16 protein-coding genes are annotated in these 16,920 nt (G+C 59.6%); 7 read left to right on the forward strand and 9 right to left on the reverse strand.

The genetic code is table 11. From position 1 onward, the window contains the following. Window positions 1-92: 92 nt before the first annotated feature. A complete protein-coding gene (locus tag PD282_RS22655; protein ID WP_274653416.1) occupies window positions 93-1,109 on the reverse strand; it encodes an alpha/beta hydrolase family protein in 1,017 nt (338 codons plus the stop codon). Between the two features lie 299 nt (window positions 1,110-1,408). On the opposite strand from PD282_RS22655, the gene PD282_RS22660 reads away from it, so the two are divergent. Next, window positions 1,409-2,194: a hypothetical protein gene (locus tag PD282_RS22660; protein ID WP_274653418.1), complete on the forward strand. Its 786-nt coding sequence runs from the start codon at window positions 1,409-1,411 to the stop codon at window positions 2,192-2,194. A gap of 46 nt (window positions 2,195-2,240) precedes the next feature. Here the strand turns inward: PD282_RS22660 and PD282_RS22665 are convergent, their stop codons facing one another. The 3 genes from PD282_RS22665 to PD282_RS22675 all read right to left on the reverse strand — a co-directional run bounded on the left by PD282_RS22665 (window position 2,241) and on the right by PD282_RS22675 (window position 4,882). Next, window positions 2,241-3,086, reverse strand: a complete 846-nt coding sequence (locus PD282_RS22665; RefSeq protein ID WP_274653420.1) for an aminoglycoside phosphotransferase family protein — start codon at window positions 3,084-3,086, stop codon at window positions 2,241-2,243. A gap of 102 nt (window positions 3,087-3,188) precedes the next feature. Then, the gene (locus PD282_RS22670) at window positions 3,189-3,896 is read right to left on the reverse strand and encodes an HAD family hydrolase (protein ID WP_274653422.1); all 708 of its coding nucleotides are present in this window, start codon (window positions 3,894-3,896) and stop codon (window positions 3,189-3,191) included. Between the two features lie 17 nt (window positions 3,897-3,913). Continuing rightward, a complete protein-coding gene (locus PD282_RS22675) occupies window positions 3,914-4,882 on the reverse strand; it encodes a helix-turn-helix transcriptional regulator (RefSeq protein ID WP_274653426.1) in 969 nt (322 codons plus the stop codon). 103 nt (window positions 4,883-4,985) lie between these two features. Here PD282_RS22675 and PD282_RS22680 point away from each other — a divergent pair, with 103 nt between their 5' ends. After that, window positions 4,986-5,486, forward strand: coding sequence for a DinB family protein (locus PD282_RS22680; protein ID WP_274653428.1), 501 nt, complete (start codon window positions 4,986-4,988; stop codon window positions 5,484-5,486). 155 nt (window positions 5,487-5,641) lie between these two features. On the opposite strand, the gene PD282_RS22685 is transcribed toward PD282_RS22680, so the two are convergent. Genes PD282_RS22685 through PD282_RS22700 form a run of 4 tightly spaced genes read right to left on the reverse strand, consistent with a single transcriptional unit; the run spans window position 5,642 to window position 9,793 of the window. Then, window positions 5,642-6,631 (reverse strand): mannonate dehydratase, encoded by a 990-nt coding sequence (locus PD282_RS22685; RefSeq protein WP_274653430.1) that lies wholly within the window; start codon window positions 6,629-6,631, stop codon window positions 5,642-5,644. A 43-nt stretch (window positions 6,632-6,674) separates the two neighbouring features. Continuing rightward, complete coding sequence (locus PD282_RS22690) at window positions 6,675-8,006, reverse strand: ABC transporter substrate-binding protein (protein ID WP_274653432.1); 1,332 nt, start codon at window positions 8,004-8,006, stop codon at window positions 6,675-6,677. Between the two features lie 36 nt (window positions 8,007-8,042). After that, window positions 8,043-8,882: a carbohydrate ABC transporter permease gene (locus PD282_RS22695; RefSeq protein ID WP_274653434.1), complete on the reverse strand. Its 840-nt coding sequence runs from the start codon at window positions 8,880-8,882 to the stop codon at window positions 8,043-8,045. Next, window positions 8,879-9,793, reverse strand: a complete 915-nt coding sequence (locus tag PD282_RS22700; protein WP_274655421.1) for a carbohydrate ABC transporter permease — start codon at window positions 9,791-9,793, stop codon at window positions 8,879-8,881. The genes PD282_RS22695 and PD282_RS22700 overlap by 4 nt, the downstream gene beginning before the upstream one ends. A gap of 303 nt (window positions 9,794-10,096) precedes the next feature. Here PD282_RS22700 and PD282_RS22705 point away from each other — a divergent pair, with 303 nt between their 5' ends. The 5 genes from PD282_RS22705 to PD282_RS22725 all read left to right on the forward strand — a co-directional run bounded on the left by PD282_RS22705 (window position 10,097) and on the right by PD282_RS22725 (window position 15,021). Continuing rightward, window positions 10,097-10,897, forward strand: a complete 801-nt coding sequence (locus tag PD282_RS22705; protein WP_274653436.1) for an SDR family NAD(P)-dependent oxidoreductase — start codon at window positions 10,097-10,099, stop codon at window positions 10,895-10,897. After that, window positions 10,894-11,676, forward strand: a complete 783-nt coding sequence (locus PD282_RS22710; protein ID WP_274653437.1) for an SDR family NAD(P)-dependent oxidoreductase — start codon at window positions 10,894-10,896, stop codon at window positions 11,674-11,676. The genes PD282_RS22705 and PD282_RS22710 overlap by 4 nt, the downstream gene beginning before the upstream one ends. 35 nt (window positions 11,677-11,711) lie before the next feature. Continuing rightward, window positions 11,712-13,100 (forward strand): mandelate racemase/muconate lactonizing enzyme family protein, encoded by a 1,389-nt coding sequence (locus tag PD282_RS22715; RefSeq protein WP_274653439.1) that lies wholly within the window; start codon window positions 11,712-11,714, stop codon window positions 13,098-13,100. Window positions 13,101-13,135: 35 nt separating this feature from the next. Further along, window positions 13,136-14,041, forward strand: a complete 906-nt coding sequence (locus PD282_RS22720; RefSeq protein ID WP_274653441.1) for an RraA family protein — start codon at window positions 13,136-13,138, stop codon at window positions 14,039-14,041. Between the two features lie 191 nt (window positions 14,042-14,232). Then, entirely contained in the window at window positions 14,233-15,021 is a 789-nt protein-coding gene (locus PD282_RS22725; RefSeq protein ID WP_274653443.1) for an alpha/beta hydrolase, read from the forward strand. Window positions 15,022-15,256: 235 nt separating this feature from the next. On the opposite strand, the gene PD282_RS22730 is transcribed toward PD282_RS22725, so the two are convergent. Then, window positions 15,257-16,918: a class I adenylate-forming enzyme family protein gene (locus PD282_RS22730; RefSeq protein ID WP_274653445.1), complete on the reverse strand. Its 1,662-nt coding sequence runs from the start codon at window positions 16,916-16,918 to the stop codon at window positions 15,257-15,259. Window positions 16,919-16,920: the final 2 nt, after the last annotated feature.

Here is a 16,920-nt window from a genome sequence, read left to right on the forward strand (position 1 = left end):
TTCATCGGCTTCGGCTGCTATTCGAATGAAAATGTTTTGCGGAGCTTTTTCTCCATCGACCTCGGCCGAAAGAGAAAAAGCTCGTTTTGATGTTAGGACCATACGCGCCGAAACCAGTCGTAAGCGACATTTCCGGATATTTCGTGGACGCCCTCGAACAGGTCCAGCTCTACTTTTTCTTCCCGGCCCAGCAGCTTGTATACGCTCTTGATCGTTTCGTACGCTTTCAGCGTCGCGTCGACCGGGAAGATCGGATCCCGGCTGCCGGCTTCGATCAAAAGAGGTCTCGGCGCGATCAGGCCGAGCAGATCCGGCATTTCGGCCGCCAGCGACAAGCCCGGCACATAATTATCGACACAGTGATGAATGGACAGGATGCTCGCCCGGAACGTATTCGTAAAACCGCTTACAACCGCAGCCGTAATGCGCGGGTCGACCGCGGCCGCAAACGAGCAGACCAGCCCTCCGCCGGAAATTCCCATACATCCGATTCGATCCGCGTCCACGTCCCCGCGCGACCGCAAATAATCGACGCAGCGCAGCGTCTCGTAGACCCGGTAACCGGCCATCGTCCGGCCCATGGCCAGGAGGAAGGTCGAGAGACGATGGCAGGAGTTCGGCGATTGTGCCTCCTCCGCCAGCTTCCGGTCGCCAAAGCCCAATAACTCCGGCGCCACCGTGATATAGCCCCTCCTCACGAGCTCGACGGCAAAATTTTTCTGGTACCCAGGGTCTCCGGTCTTTTTCTCGCCGTTCTCGGTCAAGCCCACGATATCTTTGCTGCCGTAGCCGTGGCCGTGGCAGGCGATGACGGCTTCCGAACGGGCGCCGCGCTTCTTCGGGACGAGCACGTAAACCGGCATGAAGAGCCCCGGGAAGGTCTGGATCTGAATCCGCTCCCGCGTATATTCGCCGCAATCCTCGGATTCGATCACCTCCGGGGAAAGATCGGGAGCCTCCGAAGGAAATCCGCCCAGCAGGCTTACAAACCGGTGCCGCAGGCGCTCTCTCCACACATTCCATTCCTCTCTCGAGGTGACGCGGTCCAAGCTTTCGGAAGGCGTCACGCTCTCGTACAGCTTCTCCATATATCGGTCCGGACTCCACATTTCAGGTCCCTCCACGGTACAGAATGACGATCCTTATTAAGAGATTCGGGACGCACGCCCGATTCCCTTCGTAAATTCATGTTTTCCTTGGCTTGCACAGGCGGAAGGCCGCGGCCGCGCTTAGCCGCCGCAGGCTTGACGCTTGACTTGAGGCTCTGGTAAAATCCATGAAAATGGTTCGGACAACCCCGTGATCTGCAGGAGGCGCGGGGCATTCGGCATGGAGACCGGAACGGATGCCGCAGGGCCTGCTCTGCAGGCCGCTTGTATACGTCATCTCACGATGAGGAGGACCGCTTATGCCGAGGCAGCGCAAGGAAAACAAATCCTTGCTCGAGGAGCTCCGAAAAACGCTGCATTCGCTTACGAAACCGAAACGGGCGCCTAGAAAGGCCCGGAAACGGAAAACCGGCACGGCCGGGAAAACGGCGGGCGCCGCCTCCGCGCCGGACAACGCCCGCGAGCTGCAGGTGAAGCTGGAGAAAAATTTAGCCCGTAAAATGAACCAAGATATGCAGAAAATGAAACGGGATATGGAGCAGCGGCTCCTGAAGAAGCTGTCCAAAGAGTCAGGCGGCCGAAAAAAGGCGGAAACCGCCGGCAAAAAAACAAACGGGCGTAAAACCGCCGAACCCGCCGCCGGAAGCAAAAAATCCCGTTTCAAAAAAGCAGCCCCTTCGCCCTCCAGGACCGCAGTACGCGTATATCGGCCGGAATCGGACTGCACCTTGTTAAAGCTTCTCGTTTTGTCCGACCGTCATGACCGGAAGGTGGTCGTCGGCTACGAGGTCCTGGATACGAGCACCCAGGTCATCTGGGGCGTCGATATTCATGAAGGCGCACGGCTGGCCCGGAACAAGAAGATCCGGGATACGAAAGCCAGAAGCCGCAAAGCCGGCAGCGAACGGCAGTATTATTTGGTTCATACTGCGGACGATGCGCTCTATTATTCGGATGCATATGCGAAAGCGGCGATCGAAGAGGGGAAGCTGACCGTCGTCAATTACACGGCCGGACTCGCCGAAGCCGTCAGAAACGCCTATGAAGCAGGTTATACGAACAATAGCGAATGGCCCGGCATATAACCTCTCGTTTCACGGGCGGACGGAGCGAACGGATTATTCCCGCTGCTTAAGCACCCGCCCTGCTTTTCCAATATTCCCACGCCTTGGCGTATTCGGCGTAATCGTGCGGGTGATGGAACAGGCACGTCGCGATGCGAAAGTACAAGCCGGTCAGCACCTCTTCATTGAGCCGCCCGGGAACGTACAGACGCGGATCGAGCCGGCTGACGGCGGATTGAAACGTGTCCTCGTCCAGATCGTCCGGCGACGAGCAGAACGCGTAAATCAAATCGTACATCGGCTCGCCCGCAACCGGCGTCGGGTCGATGACGCCGGTCAGCTTCCCGCCGCCGAACAGAAAATTGTGCACGCCGCAATCCCCGTGCAGGTAATAGCGGGGCAGGCTGTTCGCCGCGGTGGAAGCGATGAACTGCCGCACCAGCCGGTGATCGTCTTCGGGCAGCCGGTCCGCGATCGTCTCGAGCGCCCATTCTTCTCTCGAATGGAGAAAGGCGCGCCAGCTGGGCTGCGGCGAATCGACATGCCCGTACCCTTCGCACGATTCGAACCGCTTGTACCGGTTGATCAGGCTGTCGACAAGGCCGGTCAGCATGCCGCGTTTGCCGCCCCTGCGATAAACCGTATCGCCGGGAAGGTAGCGGTAGACGAAATAACGAAAGCCCGGATCGGCATAAACGGGCTGCGGAAGCAGCGGACTGCCCGCATAAGCGGACAAAAACCGAAATTCCGCTTCCACGGTTGCGGGGTCGTTCAGCTTGAGCGCATAAACGGGCTTCCCGCCGTCGTACAAGGCGTAAACGGTGCTGGCCGTCCCGCCCTTCAGCTTCTCCGCCCGTACGACGGACCGCTCCAGAATCCCTTTTTCGCGAAGCTTGTCCATAATGTTGTCCATCTTGCGTCCGGTCCCCCTTTCCCTTCTTCGGCCGCCATCGCCTCGATGTGCTGCTTTAATTTTCGGTTGCGGCTTTGCAAAAACCCGATCGGCGCCTTGATTTCAGTTCTCGTCCGAACGATCGCCATCCTGCGCCTTTCCGGTCAGCTCCCGCACGAGCTCTTCCGGCCGGCCGATTTTTTTCGCGTCGCTCTGCACATACGTGTTGTACCAGAACGCATGCAGCGGCCTCATGCCCGCCGCGCGGGCGCCCTCCAGCTCGCCGGAGCCTCCGTCGCCGACGAAGATCGACTCCTCGGGCAGAACGGACAGCCGCTCGCAGCCAAGCAGGTAAATGGCCCGGTCCGGCTTAGCCATCCCGATTTCGTACGAAAACAGCGCGTCGTCGAACAGCGCCGCCAGCGGGCTTCCGCTCCAGCCCCGGACCTCCTCCTCCGTGCAGTTGCTGATCAGGCCCAGCTTCATGCCTTCCTCCCGGAGCCTGCCCAGCATCGCCGGAATGTCCGGGCGGACGCGCCGGAACGGCAGCTCCTTCTCCGCGCAGCGATCCCGGTAAAGCCGCTCGACGTTCGCCGGATCGACGTCCAGCCCCCGCTCCCGCGCGATATCTGCGATGACCGCATAATAGTCCGGAAAATGTCCCGTCATCCGCCGCTGCTGCCGCGCCGCCCATTCCCGCTTGAACGCCTCGTTCGGCAGCCCGAGCAGTGCCGCGTAGTCGGTTTTGCGGTTCGACAGCCTTTTGCCGTCCGCGAATTCCGTAACGAGCGTTTCGTATAAATCGAAAAAGACCGCTTTGACCGGCTTCATATTGCCGCCCCCCTCCGTTACATCGACTCGTAATACTCGTGCAGGCGCGCCGCCGCGCGAACCATCGCGTCCTTCATCGCCGGCGGCCCGGCCACCCGGATCGTGCCTCCGTACGCCATCAGAAGGTACGGCATGCGGCTGAAGGCGGCGTTCTCGTCCAGCCGGAAAACCGCTTCCGATGCGGACCGCTCCGCCACCGCATGACCGAGAAACCAATGAGCGCACAAATCGTCGATCGCCGATTCCCGGCCTTGAATGCGCACCGTAACGAGCGCCTCCTCCTTGCCGCGGCCGGGCAGCAGATCCCGCAGCAGCGCCTCCCGCGGCGAGAAATCCGCAGGCCGCTCGTACCGCTCGCCCGTCCGGACGACGTCGCCTTCGATCCGGTCGACACGGAAGCTGCGGATTGTGCTTCGCAGCCGGCAAAAGCCGACAACGTACCATTTGCTTTTCCAATGCACGAGCCCGTACGGGTCGATGTCGCGGCGCTTCACTGCCTGACCGTAGCTTTTGCGGTAATCGAGCCGCACGGTGCAGCCGTCCGCCATCGCCGCCTCGAGCGCCTTCAGCGCCGTTTCCTGCTCCTCGCCGAAATGCGGATGAATGGCGTCCACACCCGTCTCCTGCCGGTTCAGCTCCTGCTTCTGCTCCTCGCTCGCATACCGCTTCAGCTTGGCGACGGCCCGGTTAAGCGCTTCGCCGTTCGGATAGCCGGCTTCCCGGGCGAACGCCGCCGCATGCACAAGCGCTTTCTGCTCCTCCAGATCGAAAAACAGCGGCGCGTCGTTGAAATGGTCCGGCAGGCTGTAGCCGCCGTTATGCCCCGCATCCGAGACGATCGGCACCCCGCTCGCGCAGAGCGCGTCGATATACCGGTACACGGTGCGGACGCTCATCTCCAGCTCCTCCGCAAGCTCCTTCGCCGTCCGCCGTCTGCGCGTTTTGAGCAGCCAAAGAATAGCCAGCATATTGTCGGCTTTGGACATCCAGCGACCTCCTTCAAAGCCTGACTTCACTGACAGCAATTGTCACTGTCATTATGGTATCATGGGTCCAGACAAGAATGAAAGACACTCGGGAGGGAATGAAATGGAACATCCAACGGTTAAATTGTATAACTATCACGTTTGGGCGAACAAGCTGGTATTCGATCATGTGAAGAAGCTGCCGGAGGGCACCGCCGAAACCGAGGTGCAGAACGCGTTCCCGAACGTCCTCGCGGTGCTTGCGCACATTTACGCGGTGGATGAAATGTGGTTGTCGGTCATAAGAGGCGCTACTTTCGACGAAGCGCGGGCGGTGGTTATGAGAGCGAATGAGGAAGCTGCGGAAATGAAGCTCGGCGGGCAGGAGCGAAAGTTTGACGAAACGGCAGACAAGTACCGGGCTTTCCTCGCCGACGGGCGGGATCTCGACCGGACGATACCGGTCTTCCATCCGAAAATCGGGGAACAGCAGGCGCTCCTTGGCGAGCTCGTCCAGCACGTCGTGAATCACGGCACCTACCACCGCGGCCAGGTGACGTCGATCCTGCGGCAGCTCGGACATGCCGGCGTGCCGACGGACTATGCATTTTATATGTTTGAATAACGATTGAGCACGGCTTATCAGATAAGCGCTTGAACAGCCGCATAGCCGTGCTTCCGCCGCCAAAAGAGGCGCTCTTTGCGAAGAGCGCCTTCCTTATGAGCGGCCGGGCCGCTCCGCCATCCGAGCCCCGAATTCCGCCAGCCGGCAGGATTGTTCTACCGCCCGGCCGCCTCCGCCTTCTTCTTCGCGGCCGCCGCTTCCATCAGGCCCTTGATGTATCCGACGCCGTACAGCCGGCCGAGCAGCTCGTAGCCCGGATTCGCATTGTCCTCACCGTCCATCGTCGGCACATGGTCCGGACGGGCCGGGCCGTCGAAGCCGGCCTCGTAATACGCCTCCATCGCTTCGAGCATGTTCGTCTTCCCGTCGTCGTGGAAGGTCTCCTCGAATTTATCCGGCGTACCGCGCACGTCCCGGAAATGAACGAAGAACAGTTTGTTCTGCTCGGAGAAGCGGCGGATGACCGCGGGAATGTCTTCGCCGGCCGTCGCCAGCGTGCCCTGGCAAAGCGTGATGCCGCTGTATTCGCTCGGCACGAGATCGATGGCGCGCTGCAGCGCATCGGCGCTGCGCAAAATCCGCGATACGCCGCGGATCGGCGAAATCGGCGGGTCGTCCGGATGGAGCGCCAGCTTCACCTTCGCCTTCTCCGCGACAGGCACGATCTGCGTCAGAAAATAGTTCAAATTGTCCCACAGCCGCTCTTCCGTCACGACTCCCGCTTCGGTCAGCGGCGCGTCCAGCATAAGCGAATGGTCATAGCTCGAGACCAGCGCCCCGCCTCTCGTGCGGGTCGTCGTCGACGTGCGGAACCAGTTGAACTGCGCCATAAAGTTATAGCACAAGACCGGTATGCCGGCCGCTCCCATATTGACGATGAACTGCTTGAATACCTCGATCTCCTCATCCCGCTCGGGCGTTCCCAGCTTGATGTTGTTTGACGGCGGCATCGATTCGATAACCTCGAGCGTCAGACCGTAATCCGCAAACCGCTGCTTCATATGAATGAGCGGCATGAGGTCCCAGGGCTTGTGCTGCCCTTTCTCCTCCCAGGCCAGCGGGCCGACCGCATAGTCGACGCCCATCTGCTTGGCCAGCCGCCACAGCCGGTTCGGCTGCGACGGGAAAAATTCCGCGAGCCGCATCGCGCTCACCACGCTTTTCGAAAAATATTGTGTGGCAAAAGGATCAGCCGCCCTGCTTCGCGGCGGTATCCTGCCCCAGCTTGACGATATTGTTGTACGCCTGATCCAGCGTCTCCTGGCCGTACCGAACCGCATCCATTTCATTCTGGTACGCCTGCACCCACTCCGACCAGCCCGGAGGCGCCGGATAGAACGGAAGCGCCTTGTCCGACACGACGTCCATCAGCTCTTTGCCGATCTTGTCCTTCGGCTGCAGATTCGGCTCCAGCTCCTTGTAAATCGTATCGTTAACCGGAATGCCGCGCGTGAGGCCGAGCGTCTGGCCGGCTTCTTTATCCGATACGAACCATTTCAGGAACGCCTTCGCTTCTTCCTTGTGCTTCGAATTGGCGCTGACGCTGAGGAAGATGGTCGGCTGCGCCCAGCCGCCGCCCGCGGGACCGACCGGGATGTTGACGACGCCGACCTTGCCCGGCATCAGCGTTTCCAGCACGCTGACCGAAGCGACCGTCGCGCCTCTTGTCATAACTTTGCCCGAAGCCATCGGGTCCGCCTTCGGATCGTTTTCGACGAACGCGCCTTGTTCGTCCGGCGACGGCACGACGCCGTCTTTGCGGAACTGTGCGTACATATTGTTGAACGTATACCACAGATCCTTGTCGATGTTCAGCTTCTTGCCGTCCGGCGAAATGACCGGGCCTTTGCCCATGGCGGTCTGGTAGTATTGGTACGAGTCCCAGCCGTTCGAAGCGTCGGAAATCGGATATTTGTCCTTCGGCAGCTTCTGCCGGGCTTCCTTCGCGAAATTCCAGAAATCGTCCCACGTCCAGTCCTTGTGCGGCAGCGTGACGCCGGCTGCGGCCAGGTCGGCTTTGTTGAACGCGTAGCCTTGGCCGTTCAGCGACAGCGGAACGCCGTACAGCTTGCCGCCAATTTTCACGCTGTCGATAATTTTCTGGTCGATGATGCCGGAGAAGTCGATGTCGGACAAATCCTCCAGCGTCCCCCTGCTTGCGTAATCCTGGATATAGGCACCGTCCATCTGCAGCACGTCGGTCATCGATTTCGACGCCGCCAGCGTCGTCAGCTTGCTCCAGTAGCCGTCCCAGGACAAATATTCGGGCGTAAACGAAATTTCCGGATGCTGCTCCGTATACAAGTCAAGCGCTTTCAAAGTTGCCTGATGACGGTCGTCCGCTCCCCACCACATGATGGACAGCTTCGCGCCTTTGGCGCCGGAATTGCCGGAACCCTCGCCTGAATCGCCTGTTTGCGCACCGCTTTTGCCGCCGCTGCTGCAGCCCGTCAGCGCCAGCGCCGCCGCAGCCAGCAGGACGCCGCCTTTGACGAGCATACGATGTTTGCGTTTGTTCATTCTCCGAACCCCTCTCTAAAATCGTATGTGAATGATTTAGCCTTTCAGCCCGGTTGTGGCGATGCCTTCGACGAAATGCTTCTGGGCGAGGAAAAAGACCACGACCGACGGCACGATGGAAAGCAGCGACATCGCCAGCAGCTGCCCCCATTGAATTTCGAACTGGTCGACAAACATCCGCAGCGCAAGGCCGACCGTATATTTGCTGACCGAGCTCAGATACAGCACCTGGCCGAAGAAATCGTCCCAGCTCCAAATGAACGTGAAGATGGCGACGGTTACGAGCGACGGCTTGAGCAGCGGGAACACGATCCGGGCGAAAATCCCGTATACGGAAGAGCCGTCGATTTTTGCCGCTTCGTCAAGCTCGCGCGGGATGCCCCGGATGAACTGGACGAGCAGGAAGATGAAGAAGGCGCCGCCGCCGAAAAAATGCGGCAGCACGAGCGGGATATAGCTGTCCACGAGACCGAAGTTGTTGTACAAAATATATTGCGGAACGACCGTCACCTGTCCCGGCAGCATCATCGTGAGAAGCAAGATCGAGAACCAGAAGCCGCGCAGCTTGAAACGAAGCCTGCCGAAGCCGTAAGCGACGATCGCGCTCGTGATCACGGCGCCGAGCACGTTCCAGCATTCCATCAGCAGCGTGTTGCCGAAGAAGTGCGTAAAGGTGTACTCCCCCGTAAACGACCAGCCCTTCGAGTAGTTCGACCAGATCGGCGTTTTTGGCCAGATGGCCGGCAGGCTCATCTCCGCGGTCGTTTTCAGCGATGCCCCCACCCACCAGAAAACCGGATACAGCATGAGCAGCGACAGCACGGTAAGGACGATATGATTCGCCGTTCCCGCAAACGTTCGGCGGGACGTATTCATTTCGCTTTCCCCCCGTCGGATTCGTAGAATACCCAGTAGCGCGAAGCCAGGAAGTTAAGGCCCGTCAAAGCCGCGATGATGACCAGCAAAATCCAGGCCAGCGCGGACGCATAGCCCATATGGTAATGCTTGAACGCCTGCTCGAACAGGAACAGCGCGTACATGTACGTGGAGTTGATCGGCCCGCCCTTGGTGATGATGAACGCCGAGGTGAACATCTGGAACGATCCGATGATGCCCAGCACCAGGTTAAAGAACATAACGGGCGAAAGCATCGGCAGCGTAATGTGAAAAAACTGCCTCGCCCGGCCCGCTCCGTCGACGGCGGACGATTCGTACAAATCCTGCGGAATCTGCTTCAGCCCCGCAAGGAAAATGACCATCGTCGAGCCGAACTGCCACGTGCCGAGCAGAATCAGCGTGCCGAGCGCCGTGTGCGGGTTCGTGATCCAGCCGATGCCCTGAATGCCGAACCAGGCGAGCACCTGGTTGATGTAGCCGTCCAGCCCGAACATATTGCGCCACAGGACGGATACGGCGATGCTGCCTCCGATGAGGGACGGAAAATAAATCGCCGTCCGGTACAAATGGATGCCCCGCATATTTTTGTTCAGCAGCAGGGCGACCATCAGGGAGAAAAACAGCTTCAGCGGAACGGAAAAAAGAACGAACGCGAACGTAACGGACAGCGATTTCCGGAACACCGAGTCGTTGAACAGGATGTTCGAATAGTTGGCCCCGCCGACCCATTTCGGGTCCTCCAGCAAGGAATAATCCGTGAACGACAGATAGATCGACTGGGCAATCGGCCACACCGTCAAGAGCAGCAGGCCGATCAGCCAGGGAGAAATAAACACGTAGCCCGCCACATTCGTCTCGCCGGTGTGTTTCTTTTTGCGCAGCGCCGTTATCCGGCCGGGCGCCGCTGCCGCCGCTGTATCGGCATTTACCCGCTTTACCCCATCCGTTTCATGCCCCCTTTCCAAAACCAGAGTTTAAAAAGCATGGGTATAAAATAACATTAAGCGCTTTCATTTTCACAGGGGACGATTTTACGAAATTGTTTGATTTTTTCGTTTTTGATTTTCGGGCAAAACGGTTTGCAAAAAAACAAACAAAATCATAAATTTACGGCATCGCACCTGCCCGCCCTCATTTGTATCATGAACTTGCAATGGGTGGAAAGCCCATTCTCATGAGGGGGGAAACGAACCGTGAGGCTGCCAGGCAAGGTTGTGTTCATCACGGACGCCGACCTTTCATCCGGCAAAGCGGTGCTGCTCCGGCTGGCCGCAGAAGGCGCATCGTTCATTCTGAACAGCGCCTCCGCCGGACGGGAACTTGGGCCGGAGCTGGAGCTGGCCCGGCAGACGGGCGCAAACGTACTTGTCGTCACGGCCGATTTAAGCCGGAGCGACGAAGCCGCCCGCGTGCTGGAAACGGCGGCGGAGCGGCTCGGGACCGTCGATGTTCTGGTTCACAACAACAACCTCGTGAAGCCGATCCGCGTCGAGGACGGCGACGAGGCGCTGTTTCTGGAAATGATGAACGCCAACGCGAAAACCGCATACGTCTGCGCGAAGGCGGCCGGCGAGCAAATGAAGGCGAAACGGGCGGGCAAAATCATTTTCGTCAGCTCGATTCATGCCGAGAAGCCGACGGGCTCCTCGTTTGCCTACAGCGCCTCCAAAGGCGCGGTCAAAATGCTCGCCCGCGAAGCGGCGGTCGTGCTCGGCCGGCACGGCGTGAGCGTCAACACGATCGAATTCGGGCCGGCGGAAGGCGACGACGCCGTCTTTTCCAGCGACGTTTCGGGCTTGTACGAGCATTACCGGTACAAGGTGCCGGGCGCCGTACTCGGCACGCACAAGGATCTGGCGGAGCTTGTGCTCTTCCTCGCGTCGGACGAGGCGCGCTGCATCAATGGCGCGGATATCCGGATGGACGGCGGCTTCCTGATGCATTACCTCGATTTCAAAATGAACATGCCGCTTCCCGCGGGAGGTGCCCTATGAGTCTGTCCGGCAAAATCGCCGTCGTTACCGGCGCCGGCACCGGAATCGGCAAAGGCGTTGCGATCGAGCTCGCCAGACGCGGCGCGAAGGTCGCCGTCTCCTACAATTCGAGCGACGCGGGAGCCAAGGATACGCAGGAGCAAATCGCCGGGCTCGGCGGGGAATCGATGATCGTCAAAGCGAACGCGGCGCATAAAGCGGAGATCGATGCGATGGTATCGGAGGTTGCGGCGCGTTACGGCGGTATCGATATTCTCGTCAACAACGCCGCCCTGCAGCTCAACCAAAATTTCGATTACGACGACGAGACGTACGACCGGCTGATGCACATCAACCTGAAAGGCTATTGGCAGTGCATGCAGGCCGTCGTCCCTTACATGAAAGCGAAAGGCTCCGGGCGGATCGTCAACATTTCGTCCGTTCACGGCAAACGGCCGACCGATTTCGATACCGTCTATGCGATGACCAAGGGGGGCATCAAAATGCTCGCCCGCGAAGCCGCGATCGAGCTGGCGAAATACGGCATCACGGTCAATACGATCGAGCCGGGGGCCGTCCATGTCGACAATAAAGGCACGAAGGAAACGAGGCCGTTCGTACCCGAGGAGTACGCGGAACGGGCGAAGCTGCTGCGGCGCGACATCAGGCGGAAGTTCCCGATGGGCCGCGTCGGAATGCCCGCGGACGTCGCCGGCATGGTCTGTTATATCGCCTCGGACGAATCGGAATTTATGAACGGAGCATCGACCCGGCTGGACGGCGCCAGCATGCTGCTGTAAGTCGTGCGCTCAATAAAGACAAAAGGAGTCCAACCATGCCCAATCAAGAAACGTATGAAAGCACGTTAGCCCATGTCAATACCCATTCCAGCCCCTCCGAGCTGCGCATTACGGACATCCGTTTTGCCGATATCGCCGGCGCGCCCATGCACTGCAGCCTGATCAAGGTGTATACGAATCAGGGCCTGGTCGGGTTCGGCGAGGTGCGCGACGGCGCGGACAAAACCTACGCCCTTATGCTGAAGAGCCGTCTGCTCGGCGAGAATCCGTGCCAGATCGACAAGCTGTTCCGGCGCATCAAGCAGTTCGGCAGCCATGCCCGCCAGGGCGGCGGCGTCAGCGGGCTTGAGATCGCGCTGTGGGATTTGGCGGGCAAAGCGTACGGCATCCCGATTTATCAGATGCTCGGCGGCAAATTCCGCGACAGCATCCGGATGTACTGCGATACCGACGTCCGCGGCAAGGATACGGGGACGGCGATGGGCGTCGCCCTGAAGGAGCGGATGGAGAAAGGCTATACGTTCCTGAAAATGGACCTCGGCATCAACCAGATCATCCGCGAGCCCGGCACGTTAAGCGCTCCGCTTGGCTTCCTGGAGGAAATGAGAGCGCTGTCGAAGGCGTGGCTTGAAGGCCGGCAGAGCGGCAAGCTGTCGGCGGCCGAGCTGCGCAGCGCCCGCAGCCGCATGTATGACATCCACAATATCGCCCATCCGTTCACGGGCATCCACGTGACGGAGAAAGGGCTCGATATGCTGGAGCAGTACGTCGCGGACGTGCGCGCCGTCATCGGCTACGAAGTGCCGCTCGCGATCGACCATTTCGGCCACATCGGCGTGGAGGACTGCATCAAGCTGGGACGCCGCGTCGATAAGTTTAACCTGGCGTGGATGGAAGATATGGTGCCGTGGCAGTACACCGACCAGTATGTCCGGCTGTCCCGCGCGGTATCGACGCCGATCTGTACCGGCGAGGACATTTACTTGAAAGAAAATTTCCGGCCCCTGCTTGAAGCCGGCGGCGTCTCCGTCATTCACCCGGACGTGCTCAGCACGGGCGGCATCCTGGAGACGAAGAAAATCGGCGACATGGCCCAGGAGCACGGCGTCGCGATGGCGATCCATATGGCGGAAAGCCCGATCGCCTGCCTGGCGGCCGTTCATGCCGCGGCCGCGACGGAAAATTTTCTCGCGCTCGAGTTCCATTCCGTCGACGTCGACTGGTGGGACGACATCGTAATCAGCAAGCTGCCGAAGCCGCTGGTCAATAACGGCTTTATCACCGTGCCCGACGCGCCGGGCCTCGGCATCGAGGATCTGAACGACGAAGTGATCGCTCAGCACCTGCACCCGCAAATTCCGGGCATGTGGGAAGCGACCGACAGCTGGAACGATTATTTCGGCAACGACCGGCAGTGGAGTTAACGTTAAATCAGGATGAAAAGAGAGGTGCTCGAACCATGAAGTTCGACAATGCGGAAGATATCGTACAATTAACACCGCTGTGGGAAGGCGAGCGTTTTCCGAACGGCCGGCCCAAAGTATCCGACGACGTCCTGCGGCGCATGCGCAAAATCACGCTGGAGGAAGCGTGGGGTCCGCTCTGGCACCGGGGTTACACGAACCAGTTCGAGGGCGATTTCAAAATCGTTCACCCGGGCAAAATGATGGTCGGCCGGGCGGTCACCGCCGTTATGGTGCCGAAGCGCCCGGACCTGCACGAAACGCTGCTTCAATACGGCCACGAAGAGGAAGGCCGCCGTGGCTTCTTCAACCAGTGGGTCATCGACTCGCTCGGCGAGGACGACGTCGTCGTCGTCGACATGTACGATAAAATCTATCAGGGCACCTATGTCGGCGGCAACCTGTCCACGGCGATCTCCACCCGCACGAAGCGCGGCGGGGCGGTTATCTGGGGCGGCATCCGCGACAACCAGCAGGTCATGCAGATCGAGAACATCAACGTCTTTTTCCGCGGCAGCGACCCGACGGCGATCGCCGACTGCACGATGATCGGCATGAACGTGCCGACCCGCATCGGCCGGGCCGTCTGCCTGCCGGGCGACGTGGTGCTCGGCACCCCTTCAGGCGTCATCTTCATCCCGCCGCACCTTGCGGAGCTGACCGTCGTGCAGGCGGAGAAATCGCAGGTGCGCGACATCTTCGGCTTTATCCGCCTGAAAGGAGGCGTCTATACGACGGCGCAGATCGACGCCTCGTGGACCGTCCCGCTCTGGCAGGACTTCGTCGACTGGTTCAACAGCTCGGCGGAGGCGGCGGAATACCGCCATTTGAACTGGGACCGCGAGCTCGAAGAAGCGCGAAAAGCGGCGGACAAAGGCCCGTCGAACGACGTGCGGCTGTAGGACGCAGAGCGCTGTCAGCGGCAGACCGGGACATGGAAATCATGTTCCGGTCTGTTTGTGTTGGAGAAATTTATAATGTCCGGTGAATTGAAAACGTGTACAATAAGGCATGAAGCGTTTCCGCTTGGCAGGATATTGAAGCGGAACGGTAACGATTTCACCCTGAAGCTGGGGAATGAGGAGGTTTTTCCGTGTCTATTCTGCTTTGGCCGGACGGAGCGCCGCTGGCAAAAGGAAGCGAGCCGGCCGACTGCCCGGCCATTACGCCTTTTCTGCTCGAAAACAGCGAGCGCCCCGCGCCGTGCATGCTGATCTGCCCCGGTGGCGGGTACCAGTCGATATCGGTATCGGAAGGCGAGCCGATCGCCGCCTGGCTGAACGGGCTCGGCATCGCGGCCGTCGTGCTGAAATACCGGGTTGCGCCGTATCACCATCCCTGTCCGTTAATGGACGTGACGCGGGCGATGCGCCTGATCCGGCACCATGCCGGGGAGTGGAATATCGATCCCGAGCGCATCGGGGTGATCGGCTTTTCCTCCGGGGGTCATGTCGCCTCGACGATCGGCACGCATTACGACCTCGGCGATCCTGAAGCCGAAGACCCGATCGAACGGCACAGCTCGAGGCCCAGCCTGATGGTGCTTGCTTATCCGCGGATTACGATGATTCATTATCCGCATCCGTACCACGCGAACCTGCTCGGGGACGATCCGACGGAGGAGCTGAAGTCCTTCCTGTCCAACGAACGGCACGTCACGCCGGACACGCCGCCCGTTTTCATGTGGATTACCGGCGACGATCAAAACGTCCATACCGGCCATCTCCTCCTGTTCGCCTCCGCGCTCACGGAGCACAAGGTGCCTTACGAAATGTACATTTTCGAAAGCGGCGGCCACGGTCTTGGGCTTGCCCGCAATCATCCGACCATTCGTCACTGGCCGGAGCTGTGCGGGATTTGGCTGAAAAAGCACGGGTTTTAAAGTCCAAAGCCGAAATTGGTACGCAGACGGTCTGCGCTTGCCGGGACAAGCTCGAACGGGTTGTTGGAGGTTTCTCGCACCGCCTTCAAAAGACAGCAGGCCAGCCGAACGCCGGCTGGCCTGCTGTCTTATTCTCAAACCGGAAGCCGCAGCGGACCCGCCGGTCTGCGCTGGATCAACCTTCTCCAGATGCCCCCTCGCCGCCAGTCCGACCGCCGCAAGGGCGATTCGCGTCTCACGCCTTCTCCAACAGCCCCTGCTTTTGGTCTTCGACCGCCAAGGCTCTTACCTCAAAATGCTTCTTTTTCCCTGTTGCGGTATAAGGCAGCTCGTCGATAAACCGGTAAAAGCGCGGCCGCTTATAATTGGCCAGCATCGGATGGTTCGTGCAGTATTGGCTCAGCTCCCGGGCCGTAAGCGAAGGATCGGCCTTGATGACATAAGCCGTCACCGCTTCGCCGCGAAGCTCGTCGGGCACGCCGACGACGACTGTTTCCTTGACCTTCGGATGCTGGTTCAAAATTTCCTCGATTTGCACCGGATGGATATTTTCGCCCGAAGACACGATCATATCGTTTTTACGGCCCACGACGGTGACATATTCGTTCTCGTCCCATGTGCCCATGTCCCCGATATAGATCCACCCTTTATAGAAAACCTTCCGGCTTTCGGCCTCGTTGTTGACGTACGTATAAGTGGTTTTGGCCGGCGCCCGGACAATGATTTCCCCGACCTCCCTGCCGTCCCGGGCCGCAAAATCGTTCGGCTCCGCTCTGCGGTCGGGATACACCTTCACCACGGCTACCTCGTCGTCCGTGCAGGAACGCCCGGCCGAGCCGGCCATTTCCGGCAGATCGTAGGGGCGAAGGAACGTGTTCCAGAACGCCTCCGTCGTCCCGTATCCATTGAAAATGTTCGGCGTCAGCGTCTCCTGGTATTGGATGCAGTCCTCCCGCTCAAGCGGCGCGCCCATCGTGACGATCCCCTTTAACGAGGACAGATCGGCCGGATTTTTCAGCTGGGCGCCGTGCAGCATTTTGAGCATCGGCGGGGCGCCGATCAGGAACGTCAGGCTGTACTGCCGGACATAATCAAGCGTTATCCGCGGGTTGAAATGCCGAAGAATGACGACTTCTCCCCCGACGTACAGCGTCGGATTGGGGCCGCCGGAATACAGCCCTCCGCGATGGAACCACGGGCTCATATTCATCGTTTTATCGATCGGGCTGAGCGGAAAATGCATCGCCACGTCGTGCGCCGACAGCACGTCGTTGATATTGTTCAGCGGAACGCCCTTCGGTCTTCCCGTCGTGCCGGACGTGTACAGCCGGGTCGTTTCGTCGTAAATATGGCGGGGACGCTCGATCTCCGGCTCGTCCTCCAAATGATTTTTCACATAATCGCTGTAGGTCAAATTCTCCGGACTCGCCTTAAGACTGCCGGTGATATCGACCATGACGACCCGCTTCGGCCGGTGGCTCGCCATGGCGAGCGCCTGCTCCGCCGTTTCGCGGATTTCCGCATCGTAGATGAACACGGCCGGCTTGCTGTCGTCGAGGATAAAAGCCGTTTCGCCGGGCGACAGCCGGAAATTGATCGGACAGGTGATCGCTCCGATTTTCTGAGGCGCCAAATAACTGAAAATAAATTCGGCGGAATTGAGCAGCTGGTACATGACGACATCGTTCCTGCCGACGCGGTCTTCCAGCAGCGCATGAGCCAGCCGGTTGACCTCCCGGTTCAGCTCCCGGTACGTCCAGGTCCGCCCGCGCTGCGGACAGGTGACGGCGGGACGTCCGCCGAACCGGCGCACATTGCGCAAAAAACCGTTGATATACGTATAGCCGTACTCGAATGTATCCTGAAACATACTCGCATCGTAGGTATAAGCGTTCATCG

Origin of the sequence: Paenibacillus humicola, assembly GCF_028826105.1 — a bacterium.
In the GTDB taxonomy this organism is placed as follows: domain Bacteria; phylum Bacillota; class Bacilli; order Paenibacillales; family Paenibacillaceae; genus Paenibacillus_Z; species Paenibacillus_Z humicola.